18 protein-coding genes are annotated in these 20,458 nt (G+C 66.3%); 11 read left to right on the top strand and 7 right to left on the bottom strand.

Translation table 11 applies throughout. From position 1 onward, the window contains the following. Positions 1–4: 4 nt before the first annotated feature. From AC5Y4S_RS18530 to AC5Y4S_RS18520, 3 genes are all read right to left on the bottom strand, one after another. A complete protein-coding gene (locus AC5Y4S_RS18530; protein WP_500034141.1) occupies positions 5–910 on the bottom strand; it encodes an alpha/beta fold hydrolase in 906 nt (301 codons plus the stop codon). Positions 911–933: 23 nt separating this feature from the next. Then, a complete protein-coding gene (locus AC5Y4S_RS18525) occupies positions 934–1,842 on the bottom strand; it encodes a metal-dependent hydrolase (protein ID WP_500034140.1) in 909 nt (302 codons plus the stop codon). Positions 1,843–1,915: 73 nt separating this feature from the next. Next, positions 1,916–5,158 carry a thioester reductase domain-containing protein gene (locus AC5Y4S_RS18520; RefSeq protein ID WP_500034609.1) on the bottom strand — a complete coding sequence of 1,081 codons (3,243 nt, stop codon included), beginning with the start codon at positions 5,156–5,158 and terminating at the stop codon, positions 1,916–1,918. 587 nt (positions 5,159–5,745) lie between these two features. Here AC5Y4S_RS18520 and AC5Y4S_RS18515 point away from each other — a divergent pair. Next, the gene (locus AC5Y4S_RS18515; RefSeq protein ID WP_500034139.1) at positions 5,746–6,006 is read left to right on the top strand and encodes a hypothetical protein; all 261 of its coding nucleotides are present in this window, start codon (positions 5,746–5,748) and stop codon (positions 6,004–6,006) included. Positions 6,007–6,015: 9 nt separating this feature from the next. On the opposite strand, the gene AC5Y4S_RS18510 is transcribed toward AC5Y4S_RS18515, so the two are convergent. Next, a complete protein-coding gene (locus AC5Y4S_RS18510; RefSeq protein WP_500034138.1) occupies positions 6,016–7,089 on the bottom strand; it encodes a diacylglycerol kinase family protein in 1,074 nt (357 codons plus the stop codon). A gap of 176 nt (positions 7,090–7,265) precedes the next feature. Here AC5Y4S_RS18510 and AC5Y4S_RS18505 point away from each other — a divergent pair, with 176 nt between their 5' ends. Both AC5Y4S_RS18505 and AC5Y4S_RS18500 read left to right on the top strand, forming a co-directional pair. Next, positions 7,266–8,135 carry an oxidoreductase gene (locus AC5Y4S_RS18505; RefSeq protein ID WP_500034137.1) on the top strand — a complete coding sequence of 290 codons (870 nt, stop codon included), beginning with the start codon at positions 7,266–7,268 and terminating at the stop codon, positions 8,133–8,135. 138 nt (positions 8,136–8,273) lie between these two features. Continuing rightward, a complete protein-coding gene (locus AC5Y4S_RS18500) occupies positions 8,274–9,191 on the top strand; it encodes a DMT family transporter (protein WP_500034136.1) in 918 nt (305 codons plus the stop codon). Positions 9,192–9,197: 6 nt separating this feature from the next. Here AC5Y4S_RS18500 and AC5Y4S_RS18495 read toward each other — a convergent pair whose 3' ends face one another. From AC5Y4S_RS18495 to AC5Y4S_RS18485, 3 genes are all read right to left on the bottom strand, one after another. Then, positions 9,198–10,316 (bottom strand): BTAD domain-containing putative transcriptional regulator, encoded by a 1,119-nt coding sequence (locus tag AC5Y4S_RS18495; protein WP_500034135.1) that lies wholly within the window; start codon positions 10,314–10,316, stop codon positions 9,198–9,200. Positions 10,317–10,333: 17 nt separating this feature from the next. Continuing rightward, a complete protein-coding gene (locus AC5Y4S_RS18490) occupies positions 10,334–11,740 on the bottom strand; it encodes a serine/threonine-protein kinase (RefSeq protein WP_500034134.1) in 1,407 nt (468 codons plus the stop codon). 775 nt (positions 11,741–12,515) lie between these two features. Continuing rightward, positions 12,516–13,331, bottom strand: coding sequence for a PE family protein (locus tag AC5Y4S_RS18485; RefSeq protein ID WP_500034133.1), 816 nt, complete (start codon positions 13,329–13,331; stop codon positions 12,516–12,518). A 436-nt stretch (positions 13,332–13,767) separates the two neighbouring features. On the opposite strand from AC5Y4S_RS18485, the gene AC5Y4S_RS18480 reads away from it, so the two are divergent. The 8 genes from AC5Y4S_RS18480 to AC5Y4S_RS18445 all read left to right on the top strand — a co-directional run bounded on the left by AC5Y4S_RS18480 (position 13,768) and on the right by AC5Y4S_RS18445 (position 20,274). Further along, a complete protein-coding gene (locus AC5Y4S_RS18480) occupies positions 13,768–14,958 on the top strand; it encodes a TolB-like translocation protein (RefSeq protein ID WP_500034132.1) in 1,191 nt (396 codons plus the stop codon). Between the two features lie 14 nt (positions 14,959–14,972). Then, positions 14,973–15,938: an NHL repeat-containing protein gene (locus tag AC5Y4S_RS18475; protein ID WP_500034131.1), complete on the top strand. Its 966-nt coding sequence runs from the start codon at positions 14,973–14,975 to the stop codon at positions 15,936–15,938. Further along, positions 15,935–16,597 (top strand): hypothetical protein, encoded by a 663-nt coding sequence (locus AC5Y4S_RS18470; RefSeq protein ID WP_500034130.1) that lies wholly within the window; start codon positions 15,935–15,937, stop codon positions 16,595–16,597. The genes AC5Y4S_RS18475 and AC5Y4S_RS18470 overlap by 4 nt, the downstream gene beginning before the upstream one ends. A gap of 53 nt (positions 16,598–16,650) precedes the next feature. Beyond that, positions 16,651–17,388 carry an esterase gene (locus AC5Y4S_RS18465; protein WP_500034129.1) on the top strand — a complete coding sequence of 246 codons (738 nt, stop codon included), beginning with the start codon at positions 16,651–16,653 and terminating at the stop codon, positions 17,386–17,388. 16 nt (positions 17,389–17,404) lie between these two features. Then, positions 17,405–18,667 (top strand): hypothetical protein, encoded by a 1,263-nt coding sequence (locus AC5Y4S_RS18460; RefSeq protein WP_500034128.1) that lies wholly within the window; start codon positions 17,405–17,407, stop codon positions 18,665–18,667. Positions 18,668–18,849: 182 nt separating this feature from the next. Next, the gene (locus AC5Y4S_RS18455) at positions 18,850–19,593 is read left to right on the top strand and encodes a sensor domain-containing protein (RefSeq protein WP_500034127.1); all 744 of its coding nucleotides are present in this window, start codon (positions 18,850–18,852) and stop codon (positions 19,591–19,593) included. A 136-nt stretch (positions 19,594–19,729) separates the two neighbouring features. Continuing rightward, positions 19,730–19,942, top strand: coding sequence for an antitoxin MazE family protein (locus AC5Y4S_RS18450; RefSeq protein WP_500034126.1), 213 nt, complete (start codon positions 19,730–19,732; stop codon positions 19,940–19,942). A 2-nt stretch (positions 19,943–19,944) separates the two neighbouring features. Beyond that, on the top strand, positions 19,945–20,274 hold the full coding sequence (locus tag AC5Y4S_RS18445; protein WP_500034125.1) for a type II toxin-antitoxin system PemK/MazF family toxin: 330 nt from the start codon (positions 19,945–19,947) through the stop codon (positions 20,272–20,274). The last annotated feature ends 184 nt before the right edge of the window (positions 20,275–20,458 follow it).

The raw sequence follows: 20,458 nt of genomic DNA, 5'->3' as shown, positions 1-20,458 counted from the left end.
CTTCCTATGCCTGCCGAACGCCGGTGGTCAGCTTGACCCACTCGCCGGTATACCGGGCGACGACGTCGGGATGCGAGGCGACCACCCAGTGGCCGCCCTCGATGGGGACGATCCTGCCCTCGGGCGGTATCGAGCCGGTGAACCGCTGCAGGGCAGGCGTCACGAAATAGTCTTTGCGAGCCACCAGCACCTGCACCGGGACTTCGGTCTGCGGCAGCTTCTCCGGCGGCGCCAAAATCGGCGCCGGCATGTTGGCACGGTACAGGTTGAGCCCGTTGAGGTAGTCGTCGATCGAGCGGATCGACGCCGCACGCCGTTGGCCGCGGCGCCCGGAGCGGCCGATAAGCTCCACTGCCTCAAAGACTTTCATGGTCGCCCGGGATCGGATCGCCAGCTCGGGCGCACCCGGGCACAGAAAGAACCAGATATACGACGAAGCCAGAACCTGTCTGACGATGTCGGACACGGCGCGGGGCGTGCGTGCCGACCGCAGGAAGCGGCCCGCGTAGTTCAGGTGCGGCCCGGAGATCGACGTGAACGAGGCGATTTTGCCCATCACCGTGTCGTCGGTGACCGCGGCCCAGCCCTGAATCGATCCCCAGTCGTGGGCCAACAGGTGGACCTCGTCCACGCCCAGGCTGTCGATCACCAAGCCGATGTCATCGACCAACTGGGTGAGCAGATACCCCGATCGATCTGCCGGCGTTGAGGATTCGCCGGCGCCACGCACGTCGAAAGCGACGAAGTTGTACCGGTCGGCGAGTCCCCAGCCGACTCCGTCCCATACGTGGTGGTTGTCCGGGTACCCGTGGATCGCCAATATGGTCGGCCGCTCGGGGTCGATCCCGGTGTGCGCGTGCACGGCGAGCTCCACCCCGTCGGAGGCGGTCACGGTGCTGGTATAAGTCATGCTCGAGTTCTCCGCGGAAAGGCTCAGTGCGACGCCCGCGCGGCGGGCGATCTGGCCAAGTAGTCGACCGCGCGTCCCACCCCACCCAGTTGGGAAGGGTGAAAGCTCGGCCGGTAGTACGCGCCGATGACGCCCAGGAACTCAAACGGGCCGGGTACCAAACCCCGTCGCGCCGCGCGGAAGTAGTCCCGCCAGCGCGGTTTGGTCCCCGGCGGCAGGTTCGGGTCGACGGAGTACATGAACCGGACGCCGCGGACGAACAACCACAACAGCGCCGGCGTGATCAGCAGCTGGGTGCGCACCTGCCGCCAGTAGCCCGCGCGCAGATGCTTCATGGTGTCGAACGCGACGGCCTTGTGTTCGACTTCCTCCGCGCCGTGCCAGCGCAGCAAGTCCAGCATCACCGGGTCGGTGCCCAAGGCGTCGTGTTGCGGCGTGTCGAGGATCCATTCACCCAGGATGGCGGTGTAGTGCTCGAGGGCCGCCACCATCGAAACCCGTTCGAGCAACCAGCTTTCCCGTCGTCGCCGGCTCCACCGGGGCCGGTCGCCGATGAGTTGCTGGAACAGCCAGGCCATCTGGTCGGTGAACGGTGTCACGTCGATGCCCTTGGCCGCGAAGTGTCCGAGCACCCCCGCGTGCGCCTGGGAATGCATCGCCTCCTGGCTGATGAACCCCTGCACGTCCAACCGCAGCTGATCGTCCTTGATCAGCGGCAGGGTGCTCTTGAACGCCTCGACGATGAACTCCTCGCCCGCCGGCAGCAGCAGGTGCAGGACGTTGCAGAAGTGGGTGGTGAAGGGCTCGTTGGGCACGTAGTAGAACGGCAGCGTCGCCCAGTCGAAGTCGACGTCACGCGCCTGCAGGACGATCCGCTCGTGGTCGAGGGATGCGTCGTGTGGACCCGTCGCCTGGTCGTCGACCGTGAACATGGTGGACCCCCCAACGTCATGATCATTACGCGGCGACCCGCTGCGCCCGGCTTCGCCGCCCTTGCGATCGCCGCTACGCACTGCGTTGCGCCTCCCCCTCAGCCTCGGTGATCAGGCACTCCTGACGCAAGAACCGCACGAGATTCTCGACCGTCTTCGTCAGGGCCGGCTCCCGCAGATGGACCTTGGCCAGCGTGCGAGCGTGCCGGTATTGGGTGTTGTCGTAACGCTTTTCCCGCATCGCCGCGATCTTGTCCGCCGAGCGGGTGAGGAAATCGACCAGCGGATAGAGCTGATCGCGCGGCGTGCACCGGCGGTTCAGCTGCTCGGTGAAGGACGGGATGTCGTAGTAGTCGAAGCGGTAGCCGTAGCGTTCCGACAGAATCCGCGTGATGTCGGTCAGGTTGTAGTAGTCATCCGCGGTCATGTTGAAGACGCTGCCGGCCTCGGCGGGGAGGTCCATCAGGGCGACGATGTGATCGGCGATCAGGTCCGCGGGCAGCATGCTGAGCTGGTTGAGCGCGTTGACGGCCACCCCGTGCTCGATCATGAATGCGGTCAGGCGCACCAGGATGTCGTCCTCGCTGCCGAAACCCGCGCGGGTGGGCGAGATCAGCGAGGGCCGGAAGATGCGCACGTCGAGCCCTTGCCGCCGCGCTGCCAGGACTAACTGCTCGGCGACCCACTTGGTCTGTGAGTAGCCGAAGTCCAGGCCGCTCATCTTGGTGTTGGCATCCCACTCCCCGACCACGGGCTCGGTGCTCCAGCCGTAGATGAACGTGCTGGAGACCAGGTGGAAGGTCTTGCGGTGAGCGGTCATCGCCAGGCGCAAAAGCTCATGTGTGCCAATCACATTGGCCGCTCGCAGCGCGTCGTAGGTCCTGACGTAGTTGACCAAGGCGCCGTTGTGGACGATCGCGTCGACGCTTTCGGCCAGTCGCTGGAAGGCCGCCTCACCGATGCCCAGGTTGGGCTCGGCGAGGTCACCGCAGATCACTCGCACCCGCGCCCGGACCTCGGCTTCCAAAGCCGGGGACCACAGCTGGGCGCGGCGCAGCGAGGCGACGATGCGGTCCAGCCCGTGGGCCGCGTCCGTGGCGCGGACCAACGCGTGGATCGTGTAGGAAGTCTGGCCGAGCAGGCTGTTCACCAAGAACGGCCCCAGGAATCCGGTCGCCCCGGTGAGCAGGATGTCGCTCGCCGGGCCCGATTGCGCGATCGGCAGCGCCGGCAGGGGCAGCCGCGCATCGGCGCGCATCTGCTCGATCTCCTGCGCCTCGTACCTGGCGGAGATTTGATCCAGCGCCTGCCGCAGTGCCTCCACGGGCTGCCCGGACCGATCACCGAATTGCCGCATGAGCCGGAAGAACTCGGCGACGGTCAGGCGCTGAAGCAGGCGCGTGTTGACCTCGTCGGCCAACTCCCCCGCCCCGTGCTCTTCCAGTAGCGCCTGTAGGTCCGCGCGCAGCTCCGCCAGAGCCAGCGAGTCGATCCCGAGATCGGCGAAGGAGCAATCTTCGTAGCCGGTGAGGTCGTAGCTCTCGATGAGGTTTTGGAAGCGTGCGAGGGGGCCCGCGCTGGCGTCCGGCCTGTTGTGGGTGTGGTGGGCCGTCTGGTTAACCCAGGTCGCCAGCGCGGGCAGCTTGCCGTCCAGCCACAGCTGGCGGGTCTGCGAGCGCCTGATCTTTCCCGAGGTGGTCTTCGGGATGCTGCGCGGCGGCGCGAACACGATCGTGTGCGGATCGATGTGGCCGTGCCGGCGGATCGCTCGCGCCAGGGCCTTGCCGTCCGGGAGGTCGGTTCCGTCCCGCACCTCGGCGACCACGACCAGCGCTTCCTCCCCCTCGGACCCCTCGGACTCCTCGCGTTCAAACGCGAACGCGGCGACGCAGCCGTGCCGGACTTGCGGGGCGGACCGTTCGACGACGGCCTCGATGTCCGACGGGTAGCAGTTGACGCCGCGGACGATGATCAGGTCCTTGGTCCGCCCGCAGACGAACAGCTCGCCCTCGTAGAGGAAGCCGAGATCGCCCGTCCGCAAATAGGTGTGCTCGTCATCGCCGACGATGCGAGCGCCGAAGGTTTCCGCGCTGGCCTCGGGGCGATGCCAATAGCCACCCCCCTTGGACGGTCCGTCCAACCAGATCTCGCCGACCTTGCCCTGGCCCAGCGCCTGCCGGGACTCGGGGTCGACGATGCGAACGACGTTCCCTTCGGCGGGCTTGCCGCTGCTCACCAGTGGGGCCTGGTTGTTGTTCTCTGGCAGCGCCTTTTCGACCCGAACCACGTTCTGTTGCAGCGCCCGCTTGTTCACGGCCAGCGTCTGGCGCCCCCGCACGGACACGATCAGGGTGTTTTCGGCCAGGCCGTAGGCACCGGTGACGGCGTCGGGCCGCAGCCCATAGGGGGCGAAGCGCTCCCGGAAGCGGGTAAAAGTCTTGGCCCGCAACGGCTCTGCCCCGATGAGCATCGACTCGAGGCTGCTCAAATCGATGCCGTCGAGCTGCGACACCGGAAGCTTGTCCTCGCGCAGGCAGTACTCGAGCGCGAAGTTCGGCGCGGGCGTGCGGGTGGCGCGCACCTCGCTGATGAGCCGCAGCCAGGATGCGGGCCGCTTCAGGAAGTCCTCCGGTGACATCGCGTGCGTGCTGCCACCGATCACCACGATGAACAGGTAGGCGGAGATCAAGCCCATGTCGTGGTGCTGCGGCAGCCAGCTGACCACCACCTCGCTGTCGGGGAAGGCCGACGCGTTGGCGATGACGTTGGCGTGGGTCACCACCACACCCTTGGGATCGTTGGTGGAACCGGATGTGTACTGCAGGAAGAGCACTCGGCCGGGCCTGTCGGCGACAGGGGCGCCGCCGAAGTTGCGCGTCCCGTCGGTCGCGACCCACGGGAGCTCCGGAAGCCTCTCGGCGTCAGGCCAAGGCATCGCGCCCTGCCGGTGGTCGAGCAGCTGACGGAAGTCGGACTCGAGTTGCTTGGTCGACAGCACCACCTTGGCTTGGCAGTCCCGGGCGATGAAGCTGAGCTTCGCCAGCCCCGACTCGAACGCCATTGGAAGCGGGGGGCTTACCGGGACGGCGATGACGCCGAGGCGCGCGCAGGCGTAGAACGCGGCCACCATCTCCAGACCGGGCGTGTAGACCAGCAGTGCTCGATCTCCCGGCCGGAGCCCGGCTTCGGTGGACAGGTAGGCGGCCAGCTCGCGCGTCCGCTCCGCGAAGCTCCGGAATGTGTAGTGCTCGAGCTCGTGGCCGTCGGCATCGACGAACCGGAAGAGGGTCTGGTCCGGTTTCCGCGCTTCCCACATCTGCAGGTAGTCGATCAGGGTCTCCGTCACGGAGTCACTCCCCTTCCAGGTTGGTGGCCCGATTTAGCCGAAATCAAAAGAAGAACTGGTTACGTCGTAATTCACTCACGGTAGCGCCGTTAATCGGTGTCTCGCAAAGCCATTTCGACGCCACACACGGATTTCACAGGTGCGCGTGACGCATCCCACAGCGTGGGCAATTTCCAGGTCGCCAGGAATTGTTTATGTGGATACTGGTTTCAGTAGTTCAGTGCGCTCAAGCTCCTTGATAAACGCTGGTGGAGCAACGATACGCGGATACTGACCTACGGACATACGACGTTCCGTACGCAACGACGCGGCCCGGGTGCGGCCGGCCAATGACGGCGTTCGGATAAGCCGTCCAGAAAGGGGCCCTTTGCAAATTCGCCGCTATTGCGGAGTTGCTTTTCCAACACGCCTAAGGCCGGCCGAATGACGACCGCAATTCGACGCGTGCGTGAGATAGGCGGAGCGGCGACGCGACCCGGGCAGGACTCAGAACCTACGGATATACTGAAACTGACTTACTGATCAACCGCTACCGGCTACGACGAGAGAGTCACCCCATGAGCACTCCGGACCGCATGGCCGCGGCGCCGACCGATCGCTTCGCGGTCGGGCGCACACGTAATCCCCGCACCCGACGAACGGTTGACCTTACGCCCGCCCAGCATCGAGCTCTCGACATCTGGCAGCGAGAAGCCGCCGACCGCCTGGGCGTCGCCCGCGTCACTGGGCAAGAGGTGCTCGCCACGCTCGTCGACCAACTGCTCACCGACCCCAAACTCGCGGCCCAGATCACGCGCACCATCCAGGCCAAGCGGTAGCGCCCGTCGTCAGGATTCCAAACGCCGCGAATCGATTCCGCGTGCCACCGCGTCACGCAGCGGCGACGCGTCGAGCGCGGCCGGTAGTTGGCGACCGACCTGTGCGATGCGGATTCGGGGTCCGGCGCGGGCGACGAGCCGGACGATGCCGTCGAAACGCTCGCCGTCGATGATCGGCGACAGCGGCTCGTCCTCGGCCTCGATGATCATCTCTTCGCCGTTGACATCCCGCACCCGATCACCGGGAAGCGTTCCGTTGCGGAGCGCCGCGGGCAGGTGCGCGATGATCCTCGACGGCCTCAGGTACCCCGCTTGGAAGTGCAGCGCGCCGGGTTCAGACGCTTTCGGGAAGAGCCGGAAACCTGCGCCGATGTGGAGGTCGATCGCGCCGGCGTGCAGCAATGTGTGTGTCCGCGTAGGGACTTCGACGCCGTCGATCACGACACGCGCGCGCGTCGGCGCGAACAGGCGGGTCGCATAGTTGGACTTCTTCGAGTGTCCGGGGACCACCTTGTTGGTCACATAGTCGCCGAACGAGCGGGCCATCACCCGAACGACGTCCGCCCGGCCATGCGTGTGGTTGTCGTAGTACTTGTCGTAGAACCGGTTGCCGACGCCCCCGGCGGCCAGGCCAAAGCAGAGCCGGTAAAACTTCGCGCCGTCCGCGGTTTCGCCGTCGAGCGCCAGGGTGTCCAGAAACGTTTCCGGCGGAGGCTGATTCGCCTCGGCCGCGGCGACCAGCGCGCGCAAAACCGCTTCGGGCCGGCCTCGCACCCGCGCCTTGCGCGCGACGGCGTTGACGCTGCCGCCATTGCTCGGCACAAACGCCGGCCAGCGGTCCGAATCGTCGACGCAGTGCCGGGTTTCGTTGATCAACCAGTTCAGCGAACCGTCGCCACCGTCGCTGATCAGGTGGCTGACCCGCGGGTACAGCTGCCCGACGGCATTGCGAACCTCCTCCACCGAGGTGGTTTCGTGCACCTCGCCCCACGGGCCCACGATGCGGCGCATGTCGGCGGCGACATCGTGGCGCGCGGCACGGTTCTTGCGCGCAAGCGGATTGACGATGACCCCTAGATACATCTGGGGCTCCCCGACTCACGCCGGCCGGAACGCGTACTTGGGATTTCGCTGGCCATCTCCGCGACGATACCCGCGATGGCGATGTGGGCGAGCCGACGCGAATCTCCGCACGGTCGCGGTGGAGCAAAAGCATTGCCCGGGACGGCCCCTGCCGCTTCGCGGCTAGGGTGGCTGCCATGTCAGGTTGGACCGCGGCGAATTTGCCGTCGTTTTCGGGACGGACCGCCATCGTCACCGGTGCCAGCGGCGGGCTGGGCGAGGTGACCGCGCGGGAGTTGGCGCGGGTCGGCGCCCACGTCATCCTGGCGGTGCGCAACACCGACAAGGGTGACGCCGCGGCCGCACGAATGACCGGCCAAGTCGAGGTGCGCCGGCTCGACCTGCAAGACCTCTCGTCGGTGCGACACTTCGCCGACCAGGTCGACAAAGTCGACGTACTCGTCAACAACGCCGGCATCATGGCGACCAAGCGCGCGACCACCGTCGACGGGTTCGAGGGCCAGATCGGCACCAATCACCTCGGTCATTTCGCGTTGACCAACCTGTTGCTGCCCAGGCTGACCGATCGCGTGGTGACGGTGTCCTCGCTGCTGCATCACATCGGCTACATCAGCCGCAAAGACCTGAACTGGCAGTCCCGGCCGTACTCGGCGTGGCTGGCCTACGGTCAGTCGAAGCTGGCCAACCTGCTGTTCACCAGCGAGCTGCAGCGGCGCCTGGATGCGGTCGGTTCTCCGCTGCGTGCGCTGGCCGCGCACCCCGGTTGGTCGCATACGAACCTGCAGGGCAATTCCGGCCGCAAATTCGGCGATGCGGCGGTGTTGGCGGTCGACCGCCTCGTGTCCACCGACGCCGACTTCGGCGCCCGGCAAACGTTGTACGCCGCATCGCAAGACCTGGCGGGCGATACGTTCGTCGGCCCTCGGTTCGGCCTGTACGGCCGCAGCCAGCCGACCTGGCGCAATTGGCCGGCCAGACGCGCAACCACTGCCGCCGCGCTCTGGGAGCTGTCCGAACAGCTCACCGGCACGAAATTCCCGCTTTGAGGATGACCGCGCAGCCGTCGACGCGCCCCTCCCACGAGTCGCGGTTAGATTTGTGGGTAGCCAGTCAGCAGCTTGCTGCGCGGGTCCGCTACGGCGAGCCAGCTAACAGCGAACGAGTTCGGGTGAGGAGGTTATGCCATGTCGGATACGAACCTGGCGGTGCTGCTCGCCCTGTGCGCCGCGCTGGCATCCGCGATCGGCAATGTGATCCGGCAGCGCTCCGCGCAGGAGGTCACCGAAAAACAGGTCGGTCATCTGACGCTGTTCGGCATGTTGCTGCGCGACAAGCGTTGGTGGCTAGGGGGTTTGGGCGACATCTCGAGTTACCTCCTGCTGGCCTGGGCCCTCGACGAGGGATCGGTGCTGTTGGTGATGTCGCTTCAGGTGACGGCGCTGCTGTTCGCGCTGCCGATCTACGCGCGGGTGACCCGTCATCGGGTGAGCCGCGGCGAATGGCTGTGGGCGATAGTGCTGGCCGCGGCATTGGCGGTCATGATCGCGGTCGGGCAACCGGCGGGTGGCCAGGAGCGCGGCTCGCTCGCAGCCTGGCTGGTGGTGGCGATCGTGATGGGCCCGCCGCTGCTGCTGTTCTTGGTGGGCGCCCGGATCTGGTCGAACCGTCCGGCCGCGGCATTGCTGTTGGCGGCGGTGGCGGGTTCGTTGCTGGCGGTGTTCTCGGTGCTGATGAAGGGGGTCGTCGACGTCATCGAACACCATGCGGGAGATCTGTGGCGCACGCCCGAGCTGTATGCCTGGCTGTTCACCGGAGTCGCCGGGATGATCATCCATCAATCGGCCTATCGCGCCGGAGCGCTCACCGCGTCGCTGCCGACGATCATCGTCGCCAAACCCGTCGTCGCCGGGGTGCTCGGAATCACCGTGCTGGCCGAGACTTTGAACGCCGACGGCACAGGTTGGTTGCTACTGGCGGTGGCCGCCGTGGTGGTGATCGCTGCGACCATCGGCCTGGCTCGGGGCGAGGCGGCGACCATGGCGGCCGGCGCCGGGCGCGACGTGAAGCTCACCGACCGGCCGAAGGCGGCCTCCCAAGCCTGAAGTTGTTCAGGTTTCAGACATTTCGAAGGTGAATTCGTGGCCGCAGATGGAAATGCGGTCGCCATCGGCCAGCGTCGCGCTGGTGCGGATCCGTCGATCCGCGACGTCGACGCCGTTGGCGGACTGCAGGTCGGTGATAACGAAACTGTTTCCGGTGTCGACGATCACGGCGTGGTGGCGGCTGACCGTGTCGTCTTCGATGACGATGTCATTGTCGGAAAGGCGGCCGATCCTGGTCGTCGCTCCGCGCAGCGGATGACGACCGCCGGCGGCATCGCGCAGGTACGCCACGACGGAGTCGCGTGAGTCCTCGGTAGGCCTACGCAGAGTCGCGACAACACGTGTCGCCGTCGCGCGGGCCACCTGTTTGACGTCGAGCGGCTCCTGGCGAAGGATCCGCTGGTGCAGGCTTTGCAAGGTGGGCCCCGGGTCGATGCCCAGCTCGTCGGCGAGCGTCGTCTTCAGCCGGCCGTACGCGTCGAGCGCGTCGTATTGCCGCTCGGTCAGGTAGTAGGCCGTTATCAGCTGTGCCCACAACGGTTCTCGGTAAGGGTGCTCGGAAACCAGCGCTTCGAGCTCACCGATAACCGAATGGACTCGCCCGCAGGCGATCTCGGCTTCAGCACGCGCGGTCAGCGCCACCAGCTTGTCCTCCGCTAAACCGGCGGCGAAGGCCTCCACGAATTCGAAGTCGCGCAAGTCCTCCAGCACCGGGCCGCGCCACTCGGCCAACGCGGCCGACAGGTGGCGGCTCGCCTGCTCGAACCGGCCCGCCGCGGCCGCCTCGATTCCGGCCTTTTGCTCGACTGCGAAGCGCCCGACGTCGCATGCCTCGTCGGGCACGTTGAGCCGATACCCCGGCTGGGCGCTGACCAGAACGGCGGCGCCGCCCACCAGTCGACGAAGCCGAGACACGTGCGCGTGCAGGCTCGCCCGCGCCTCGGGCGGGGGGTCCTGCTGCCACGCCGCGTCGATCAGCGAGTCGATGGCAACGGTGCGATTTCGATTGATCAGCAGAGCGGCCAGCACGGCTCGCTGCTTCGCCGGGCCCAGCGCAATCTCGGTGCCGTTGGCGCACAACTGCAACGGTCCCAACACCCCGAACCGGAGAGCGTCATCGGCCATCGCGCGTCCCTTCGCCGTCACCAGAGGTACACGCGGGCGCTGCTGCCCCCGACGCAGGTAATCCAGCTGTCACCCGGGTGCTGCTGGCAGTGCATGAGGAAGTTCGAGCCGTTGCACAGCGCGCCGGGAACGGTCTTGCAGTCGACGGCGCCCGGCGCCGAGACGGCCCGAGGCAGCGGGCTGGCGTTGCCGTATTCAGCCCAATAAGAGGTCAGGACGCTGTTGGCGAAAAGGCATGACGTTTCCGGGGTCCCGCGTCCCGCATGGGTGCCGAACCCCGTGGCCGTCGGCAGGGAGAAGCCTTGGTCGCAGGACTGATGCAGGACGCTCAGGTCCGGTCCCGTTATCAGCGGGGGCACCGCGGCGCGCGGTGGCGACGTCTGCGGCTGCCCGCTCGGCCAATGGGCGACGAGCGCGATGGCCACACCGATGCCCGCGAGAATCAGGGCGGCCGAGACCCCGATCACGGTCGGCAGCAGCCATCTCCGCTTGCGCTCGCTCGAACCGCGCTTCGGGAGTTCGCCCGTGGCGATCTCTTCCGTCGCGCCGCCTGACGCCAGCCCGACGGTGGCAAACGGGCGGGTGCCGTCGCCGTCGGTCGACGAGCTGCCCAACGCGCGCTGCGCCGCGCGGGCGAGGGCACCCGCCGTTCCGTAGCGCTCGTCGGGGTCTTTGGCCATGCCGCGGGCGACGACTTCGTCGAGCGCCGCCGGAACGCGCCGATTCACCACGCTCGGTCGCGGGGGCGGCAGGACGAGGTGGCCCGCCACCAGATGCTCGAGGCTGTCGCCGGCGAACGGGGCGTCTCCGGTCAGCGCCTCGTACAACACGCACGCCAGGGAGTAGACGTCCACGGCGGGCGTCGTCGCCCTGTCGTTAAACCGTTCGGGCGCCATGTAATTCAACGTGCCGATCTGAGTCCCGACGGTCGTCAGCCGGGGGTCGCCCTTGGTCTGGGCGATGCCGAAGTCGACCAGATACACGAAATCGGCCGTGGTGACGATGATGTTCTGCGGCTTGACGTCGCGATGAATCAATCCCTCGGTGTGCGCCGCGTCCAGCGCGGCGGCGACCTGCCCGATGATGGCCACCGCCCGGGCGGGTGCGAGCGGGCCCTGAGCAATCAGGTCGAGTAGCGTCTGCCCCTGCACCAGGCGCATGTCGATGTAGAGGCTGCCGTCGATCTCGCCCCAGTCGTGGATCGGAATGACGTGCGGCTCCTGCAGCATCGCCGCCGCCTGGGACTCGCGCTGGAACCTGGCCCGAAACGTGTCGTTGGTCGAGAGCTCGTCGGCGAGGATCTTCAGCGCGACAGTCCGGCCTTTGCGGGTGTCGTACGCCTCGTACACCACCCCGCCGCCGCCCTTGCCGAGCAGACGCGTGAGGTTGTAATTGCCGAACGTCGTACCGACGCGCGAGTCCACCACCACCGCCTCGATTCCTCGGGTACCGAGGCAGTTTACCCAGCAATCCGGCTATGCGTGTGACCAGGGATAGCAGGTAAACCGGGGTTTGCCACTACCCGCCATTCGTCACGGTATCTTTGCCACGGCAACTCCCACCCCTGTTAACCCCGTCTGCCTGTAATCGGCTCTTTCCCACCAGGATATGCCACCTGGCTGGCCAATTATGGTGGGAAGCAATATAATTCACGCATAGCTGCGCGCATGGCGGTAGGCAACAAGGCGGCGCGCCGTTACCGCGCCTGGCAATTGGGTCAACCTGCTACCCCCGAAGGTTGACTCCTGTGGGCTTTAGAACCCGTGCCGAAGACGCCGCCGCGCACCGCTCCCGCTACCTGCGACCGCACCGCCTGCACCGAACCAGGCCGTCAAGCCGCCCAAGCCAAGTTAGAAGCCGACGTCGACGCCAGCGGGAGATGTCCCCGAAGGGCAACGCGCTAACGGGTGCTCGCCAAGCTCGCAAGCGGCATGGGTGAAACTGGATTAGCGCCGCCGCGTCATCATCGAGAACGCCTCAGTTACCAACCGCGGACTTGTCGAACGGTGACCATCGCCCAGTGGAGGCCCACCATGGTGATGGTGTTACCGACAGCCGGGCGCCCGTCGCTGCTGTCATCCGCGTATTCCACGCCCGGCGGACTATCCGGCGATAGCGTCTTAGGCAATCGCAGCGGGTGGCCCGTTCGCGGTTTAACCCTTACGCGGACTACCGCCGCCGTGGTCACGACCGGGACGGCTATTGGTATTGATGGATTATGTCTAGAGCATCCTGTGTGTGGAAGTAGTTTTGAAGGGGGACCGAAACCGAGACGCTGAATGGGGACCACTGGTAATTCGTTAGGGTCGTGGTTATGTGCCATTTAAAGCCAAAGAAGTATGCTTTTAGGTCTCCAAAGCCTCCTCCATGACCATCCAGGGCGGCGGTGCCCTGACCCCCATACAACGTCACGGTCGGTCCGGGACCGAAGAGTGTCTGAGGCTGTAGGGTCTCAAGGTCAGTCACGCTCACTGCCTCACCGTCACCGTAGTTCGAAAAGGAGACGCTCTGGGTGTTGTGAATACCAGCCGCGCCAAGGGCCTCGTCCTCCGCCTTACCTGTCGCCCAATCTTTCACCTCGCCTACCACCCAACCTTTAAAGTCACTCCAAGCGTTAGCCAAAAACCCCGCGGGATTCGCGGCGGCGGCGGCCCCCTGACCGATTCCAATCAACGGATGGCCCAGCAGGGCCTGAGCAGGTGTGTTCACCGCGTTCACGAGCGTCTGCTGAGCGTTTGCTGCCTCGGTGCTCACATATTGAGCAGCCGCGCCACTCAATAGGCTCACAAATTGGTCGTGAAACGCTGAGGCGTTGGCGCTGAGGGCTTGAAATTCTTGGGCTTGTGCACCAAAGAGCGCCGTGATTGCCGCTGACACCTCATCAGCAGCCGGCGCCGCGATGGCGGTTGTTTGGCTCGCCGCCGCCGCATTCGCGCTGCGCAGCGCAGCCCCCAACTTTTCCAGGTTTCCGCTCGCTGTGGCCAGGAGGTCCGGCGCGATGCTGAGCGACGACATAGTTGACTCCTCGGTCGAACAGTCCGTGCGTCTTCACCGTCACCCCGGGGATCGGAGCAGTTTACTATGCGGATCGTATGATTTTCAACGGATTGCTTGACTTCTAGTCTCTAATGTGAGGTCGGCGGCTTTGACTCAGTCGGGGCATTGCCGAGCAGGTGAAGCTGACCCCCTCGCAAGAGGTGCGCACGAGCTACACGACGGCGAAGAGGCGCCAATCTCGAAATGCGGTTTTAGGCGTCACGTTCGGGACCGTCGCGCGCTTGATTGTTGGTAGCTCCTGAGGCGGCCGGGCGATGCAGCTCTTTGCTGCGAGAGCCATCCCGGGCGGGTCGTCACCCCACACAAGGTTGGCGCAAGAAACGCGCAAGGTCGGCGCCGCAGCCTCTACGTGACCGGGCAGCAAAGACCCGGACACGTTCTTCAGGAGCCCGATATGACCACCATGTCCCGCGCGATGTTGGCGCTGATGGCAATGGCCACCGCCGCCGCCTCGATCACCCTGGCACCGGCCTCGCACGCCGAACCCGAAAACTCTCAGCCGATGGCGGCCCACGGCGTCGAGGCCCCGCTCGCAACCGTCCCCTGGTCGCAGGTCGGTCCCGGTTGGATGCTCGCCATGTGGAGCCCGGTTCCCGGCTTGCATCCCGGCGAGACGCCTCCGCCCGGCACACCGACCTGGGAGACGGCAACGACCACGCTGTACCTGGTCGACCCCGCCGGTGGCCGCTACCCGATTACCACCTTCCCGGCGCCGGGCAAGGGTCAAAGCCCGAAGCTGGTCGACTGGTCGGGCGACGGGACGCGCGCCCTGTTCTCCACGGAGGAGACTGACCGGACGGTCGTCACCGAGGTCGACGTGCGCAGCGGCGCGAAGACCACGTTCACCGTCGACCGCATCGGCGTCAATCCGCGCTACACGCTCCCCGACGGCAAGGCGGTGCTGCTCTACAAGTGGAAGGAGTCGAGGCCCGGGTCGCTCGAACGAGTCGACCTCGCCGGCAACCATCAGATGACGTATCCGGTGGGGCAGGACTTCGACGGGTACCTGTCCACTCCGGACGGCACGCAGCTGGTGCTCGGCACGGCCGCCGGCTTGGCTCTCATGGGCAACGACGGCGCGGCCGGCAAGGCGCTGCCGATCGCCGGCGCGTCGGACTGCACACCGACGCGCTTTTGGGACGCCGACTCGACGATCGCCGTCGCGCGCTGCAGCGGCTCCGCCGGATCACAGCTGTGGCTGGTGCCCATCGACGGGGGGACACCGACCGCGCTCACCGCGCCGAACGACGGGCAGCACCGTCCCGACTACGGCGACTTGAACGCGTGGCGGGTCCCCGCCGGCAGGTACGTTCAGGCAACCGGGGCGTGCGGCGTCATCTTCCTCGCCAAGGTCAACGACGACGGCACCACATCGAAGGTCTCGGTGCCCGAGGCGAAAAGCGACAGCGTCGCCGTGCTCGGCGTCTACGACGGCCACCTCGAGCTCAAAGCCAGGGCCGGCTGCGGGGGCGGTCAGGCACTGATCGACTTCAACCCCGCCGCAGGCACCTCTACCGTGTTGCTCGGGCCGCCGGTCAACGGCGGTGGTGTCATCCACGCGGTGCCCTATCAGGGCCAGCGGTAGAGAGGGCCGCCGACATGACCAAAACCGCACGCCACCAACGACTTAGAAAACGCCTGCTGATAGCGGCGCTGACCATCGCGACTGCCACGTTCGGCGCCGCATGCTCGACGAGCACCCCCAACGCGGCGTCGACCATCTCGCCAAGTGGACAGACGCCAGCCCCCGCCCCCCGACAGACCGTGCTGCCGTTCACCGGCCTCGAAAGTCCGCACAGTCTGGCGGTGGACACCGCGGGCAACGTGTACGTCACCGACCTTCATCACTCGAAGGGCGACGCGGGACTGCCCTCCGTGACCACCCGCGTGATCGAGCTGCCGGCAGGGTCGACCACCCAAACGGTGGTGCCGCAGTTCGTTAACGCCGACCTGATGGCGGATTCCGCGGGCGGCGTGTGGGTCCTCGACGCGGGACACGAGCAGTTGGTGAAGCTGGCGGCGGGGTCGAGCCCCCAGACCGTGCTGCCACTGCCCGATCTCGGCTTGCGCAGCGAAGTTCTCGCGGTGGATTCCGCCGGCGGGGCCTACGGCACCGACGGAGGCGGGGTGTACCCCGACGGCGGGTGCTGCAGGCGTGTCAACGTGGTGAAGGCCGAGGCGGGGTCGCACACCCCAAAGGTGTTGCCGTTCACACACATTCTCGGCCTCGGCGAAATGGCGGTGGACGCCGCCGGAAACGTGTACGCGGGCGAGTTCAAACAAGTGCTGAAGCTGGCCGCGGGCACGGACACCCAAACGGTGCTGCCGCTTGACGTTGGCGGTGTCGGAGGCATGGCGGTGGACTCCGCCGGAGGCGTGTATGTGGTGGACGCGGAGCGCAAGCAGGTGCTGAAGTTGGCGGCCGGGGCGGACAAGCCGATCGTGCTGCCGTTCGGTGGCCTCAATCAGCCGGTAACGGTCGCGGTGGACGCCGCGGGCGGCGTCTACGTCGCCGACATCGGCAACCACAACGTGGTCAAACTTGAACCAGAGGCCCACAAATGACTGCGAAGCTGCCGCTTTTCCTCGCCGGCGCGATGGCGTCACTCGGTGTTCTCATCGCGCCGCCCGCAATCGCCGACGCGGGGTGCGGGTCGGGCGGGCCCCCGCCCGGTGCGGCGAGCAGGGACGTCAGCGACGTCTACGGCCAGCCGGCCAGGCTGTGGATCACGGACATGGTCGTCGGCATCACGACCGCCCAGGGCTACGGCGAGGCAAAGATACAGAGCCCCAGCCCCCTTCGGCGCTCCGCGCTGCTGATCGACGCCCAACAGGACGGCAACCACCAGATCATCGTCGACGCCGGCCGGGAGGCGATCCTCTATGCGGTGTCGGGCTGCACCATCACCCCCGTGGTCGACCCGCAGGGCGCGGAATTCCGATTCGACCGCGGCCACCGCAGGGGCAATGGCGACGGCATCGGCTGCAGCGACCTCGGCGACGGCCGCCGCCTGGTCGGATTGCTACAGCTTCGCGACGAACACGGCACGCCCCTGTTGACCGTGCGCCGCACCGAGATTGACCTCGATGGCGCGACCGCGACGATCGGTCGCTCGGATACCGCCACCGCGACGTCGGCTCAAGACCCGGCATGGACTTCGGCGGCGAACATCAGCTGCGGCGACCTCACGATGACGCGCGACGGAGTTCAGGCCGTCAACTGACGCGCAAGGCTCGCGCAAGAATCGCGCAAGGCCTCCTCCGCAGCCTTATACCCATGAAGAGATTGGTCACCCGAGCCCTGACGGTTGGGCTCGCCGCGGCGGCACTGTCAATGGCGGGATGTTCCTCGACCACCGCCGGCGCACCGACGCCGTCTGTGGCGGCCACATCGGCTGCGGCGCAGGGACAATCGGCATGCACCGATCTGGGCGGAAACATTGGCCCCAACGGGATGTGCCAGGTGCGGAGCACCACCCCCAGCTACCAGATCCAGATGAGCTTCCCCGTCGACTACCCGGAGATGCCGGCCGTAGCCGCGTTCCTGAAACGGAATCGCGACGAATTCGTCGACTGGGTCGCCAAGTTCGGCCCGCACGGTGGGCGCGATCGGCCGTATCTGTACGCCGTGACCGCCAAGACCTACCGCTCGGGAAAGCCGGACGCCGGCACCCAAAGCCTGGTGCTCAAGATCGACAACGACACCGGCCTCGCGCACGAGGGCCACCCGAACACCACGTTCCGAGCGTTCAACTTCGACCTCGCCAAGCACGTCCCGATCACGTTCGACACGTTGTTCAAGCCCGGCGCAAAACCACTGGAGTTGCTCAACCCGATCGTGCGGGCCGAATTTGACGCACCGGCCGCCGATCTCGACGAGACGACCTACCAAAACTTCGGGATAACCGACGACGCGGTGATCTTCTTCTTCGGCCAAGACCAAGTGGTGCATGACAACGCCGGACCACACAAGCTCGCAGTGCCCCGCATCGAACTCGCATCAATCCTGACTTAGGAAGGAACGAATCAGCATGAATCGCAAGCGAATCCAAGGGCGTGTCGCGGCATGGCGCGGTCGTGTCGGCGTGATCGCGCTGGCCGCGGTGCTGGCGGCCGGATGCGCGCCGTCGACCGCAACTCCCATGGCGCATGGCCCGTCGAGCGCGCCCGCGATGGAAACACCGCCGGTTGCCCACGGTGTGGAGGCCGCCATCGACACGATCCCCTGGTCGCGGGTCGGGCCGGGTTGGATGCTCGCCCTATGGAGCCCGGCCATCAGCCATCAGCCGGGCGCGAAACGAGACCCGAACGAGCCCGACGCGAACAAGGTCACCACGACGCTGTACCTGGTCGACCCGGCCGGTGGGCGGTACCCGATCACCACGTTCCCGCCCGGCTCCACCGCCCGTCTGATCGACTGGTCCGGGGATCGGACCCACGCCCTGATGTACTCGACCAAATCGGGATCCGTGTACGACGAATCGGTCATTGCGGTCGACCTTCGCAGTGGCAGCCAGACCACGTTCGCCGTCGTCGATGGTGGCCCCGTCCGCTATGCGCGCAACGACGGCACGTCCGTGTTGATCAGCAAGGGGCACTACCCGAATCGGCCTCGCTCGCTCCAACGCGTCGACCTCTCCGGCAAGCAGGAGCTGACTTATCCGCTGGGGCCGGACTATCAGGGTGGAGCCCTGCCGACACCCGACGGCACGCAGCTGGTCCTCGGTACAACCAAAGGCCTTGCCCTGATGGGCAACGACGGGACGCCCGGGAAGGAGCTCCCAGTACCCGGGAACCTCACCGCGTGCTCACCGGTTCGATGGTGGACCTCACCGACCGTGATCCTCGCCCAGTGCACCGATATCGCCCCGTTTTCCCACATCGGCCAGCTGTGGCGAGTGCCCATCGACGGCACCACGCCGACCGCGCTGACCGCGGTCAACTCGGGAGCGGGAAACGATCCCGGGTTCAACGGCGACCTCGGCGACACCGACGCATGGGAGTTGCCGAGCGGCACGTTCCTGCAGTCGATCGGCGCGTGCGGCAGCGTGTTCCTGTCCCGCCTGACTCCCGACGGGCACACCACGCGAGTCAAGGTGCCGGGCGTGTCCGACAGCGTGATCGTGGACGGCGTGAGCGGTGACAAGCTGGTCCTGGTTGGCAAGGCCGGCTGCGGTCCCGGCACTTCGTTGCTGGCCTACGATCCCGAGGCAAACACGTTCACCGCGTTCCTCGGGCCGACCGTCAATGGCGGCAGCGTGGCGCAGGCGATCGTCTATCCAGGCCCGAAGTGAGCTTTGCGACAGTCTGAGTTCATGCGAAAACGCATAGATAGCTCATAACCGGCATTTCACACCCGCTTTTGCTGTTCATAACTTCATAGTTGAGCGCGAGCGGTGCCGCACGAGACCACACTGTGAATTTAAATCGCAGTTGCGGTGTTGTGCGGGGAGTGGACCGGGCAGGAGAACAGCAAATGACTGCAACATCAGTGAAGGCGGCGGACGTCGGTGCCGCGCGCACCCACCGCATCCTTCTCGCCGTGGTGGGTCTGTGCCTGATGCTGACCGGCTGCACGGTGTCCGCCGCCGGGCGTCCCGTGGCGGCGCCGAACCTGGGCCATTGGCAACCGGCGCCAATCCTCAACGCGCGCTTGACGAACCTGCTGTTAAGCGCCAAGGACGTCAACGCCGTCGGGCAGACGACCGCCATGGCACTGCGCCGGCCGATCTCCGAGATGTCGCACAGCGACGACGTGGTCTCCGACCGCAATTGCCTGGACGCCTACTCGCCGGTCGAGGCCAGCGTCTACCGGGACAACGGCTGGGTCGCGCTGGAAGGGCAGTTCCTCGACAACGCTCGCGCGAAAGCCGACCAGAAGAAGCACGCGCTGCTGCAGGCCGTGGTCAGGTTCCGCGACGCCGACGTGGCCCAGCAGTTCTTCAGCCAGGCCAAACCGCGGTGGGCCGCCTGCGCCAACCGGCCGTTGACCATCACCCAGCCCGGCGACAACCCCGTCGCCTGGAAGTTCGGCGGGCTGGCTGCGACCGAGAGCACCTTGAGCCTCGTGCAGACCCTCGACACCGGCCGTGGCTTCTCGTGCGAACGCGCGTTGGGAGTGCGTAACAACGTCGTCATCGACACGCTTTGGTGTGGATTCGACACCACCGACCAAGCGGGCGAGGTCGTCAACAAGATTGCCGCCGCTGTCGAGGTGTGACCGGCCAAGGCGGGAGGGCGGCGCGGCCCCGCGACAATCGCATTGGCAAGAACTGCCAACTTATTGTTCGGCCGTGTGATGGGACGCGTCTATATCGATCAGGCCCCGACGCCGCGTTACATGTAACATGGGATCCATGTCACCTGCCCGCGATCGCGTTCGACGACATCGCGAACGGCTACGCCAACGAGGCCTGCGGCCAATCCAAATTTGGGTCCCCGATGTGAGCGCCCCAGAGTTCGTTCGCGAGGCGCATCGCCAGTCGGCACTTGTCGCCGCTTGCGAACAGGATCTCGACGACCAGGCTTTCGTCGACGCCGTCTCGGTCGACTGGGATGACGCCACCTAACGATGCGACGAGGCGACATCTACACGGCCGCGGCACGCGGTGCTTACAGCGGGAAGCCGCGGCCGGTGGTGGTCATTCAAGATGACCGGTTCGACGCAACCGCCTCCGTCACCGTCGTGCCGTTCACCACGAGCGACGTCGAGGCGCCACTGCTTCGAATTCCTGTGCAACCCTCGGACAGCACCGGGTTGGCTCAGACCAGCCAACTAATGATCGACAAGGTAACGACGGTTCCCCGCGCCAGCCTGAGTCAGCTGGTCGGTCGCCTATCGGACGGGGACGTGATTCGACTCAACCGCGCGCTCCTGGTATTCCTCGGACTCGCCGTCTGAAGAACCGAGTTGGTTCCCGCGCGCAGATTTGGTCGGACTTGCCGATCCGTTAGGTTCCGCGAAACCAGCCCATAGCGCGAGGTCTGGTGTTCCCAGGAGATCATGTTGCTGCTCGCCATATAAGGCCACGGTCCCGCACGATCAGAATCGCAGGTGAGCCAGCCTTTACTCGATCTTGACTGCT

This window comes from Mycobacterium sp. NGS64, assembly GCF_059812245.1.
The sequence above is the reverse complement of the archived record's forward strand: the minus strand, read 5'-3'. Positions and strand labels throughout refer to the sequence as shown.

What these genes read in the sequence shown, in the direction of transcription:
- AC5Y4S_RS18465 (WP_500034129.1), top strand. Translation starts at nt 16,651, where the DNA reads ATGAAGAGATTGGTCACCCGAGCCCTGACGGTTGGGCTCGCCGCGGCG.
- AC5Y4S_RS18475 (WP_500034131.1), top strand. Translation starts at nt 14,973, where the DNA reads ATGACCAAAACCGCACGCCACCAACGACTTAGAAAACGCCTGCTGATA.
- AC5Y4S_RS18485 (WP_500034133.1), bottom strand. Translation starts at nt 13,331, where the DNA reads ATGTCGTCGCTCAGCATCGCGCCGGACCTCCTGGCCACAGCGAGCGGA.
- AC5Y4S_RS18505 (WP_500034137.1), top strand. Translation starts at nt 7,266, where the DNA reads ATGTCAGGTTGGACCGCGGCGAATTTGCCGTCGTTTTCGGGACGGACC.
- AC5Y4S_RS18530 (WP_500034141.1), bottom strand. Translation starts at nt 910, where the DNA reads ATGACTTATACCAGCACCGTGACCGCCTCCGACGGGGTGGAGCTCGCC.
- AC5Y4S_RS18470 (WP_500034130.1), top strand. Translation starts at nt 15,935, where the DNA reads ATGACTGCGAAGCTGCCGCTTTTCCTCGCCGGCGCGATGGCGTCACTC.
- AC5Y4S_RS18455 (WP_500034127.1), top strand. Translation starts at nt 18,850, where the DNA reads ATGACTGCAACATCAGTGAAGGCGGCGGACGTCGGTGCCGCGCGCACC.
- AC5Y4S_RS18525 (WP_500034140.1), bottom strand. Translation starts at nt 1,842, where the DNA reads ATGTTCACGGTCGACGACCAGGCGACGGGTCCACACGACGCATCCCTC.
- AC5Y4S_RS18450 (WP_500034126.1), top strand. Translation starts at nt 19,730, where the DNA reads ATGTCACCTGCCCGCGATCGCGTTCGACGACATCGCGAACGGCTACGC.
- AC5Y4S_RS18460 (WP_500034128.1), top strand. Translation starts at nt 17,405, where the DNA reads ATGAATCGCAAGCGAATCCAAGGGCGTGTCGCGGCATGGCGCGGTCGT.
- AC5Y4S_RS18445 (WP_500034125.1), top strand. Translation starts at nt 19,945, where the DNA reads ATGCGACGAGGCGACATCTACACGGCCGCGGCACGCGGTGCTTACAGC.
- AC5Y4S_RS18515 (WP_500034139.1), top strand. Translation starts at nt 5,746, where the DNA reads ATGAGCACTCCGGACCGCATGGCCGCGGCGCCGACCGATCGCTTCGCG.
- AC5Y4S_RS18510 (WP_500034138.1), bottom strand. Translation starts at nt 7,089, where the DNA reads ATGTATCTAGGGGTCATCGTCAATCCGCTTGCGCGCAAGAACCGTGCC.
- AC5Y4S_RS18480 (WP_500034132.1), top strand. Translation starts at nt 13,768, where the DNA reads ATGACCACCATGTCCCGCGCGATGTTGGCGCTGATGGCAATGGCCACC.
- AC5Y4S_RS18500 (WP_500034136.1), top strand. Translation starts at nt 8,274, where the DNA reads ATGTCGGATACGAACCTGGCGGTGCTGCTCGCCCTGTGCGCCGCGCTG.
- AC5Y4S_RS18495 (WP_500034135.1), bottom strand. Translation starts at nt 10,316, where the DNA reads ATGGCCGATGACGCTCTCCGGTTCGGGGTGTTGGGACCGTTGCAGTTG.
- AC5Y4S_RS18520 (WP_500034609.1), bottom strand. Translation starts at nt 5,158, where the DNA reads ATGTGGGAAGCGCGGAAACCGGACCAGACCCTCTTCCGGTTCGTCGAT.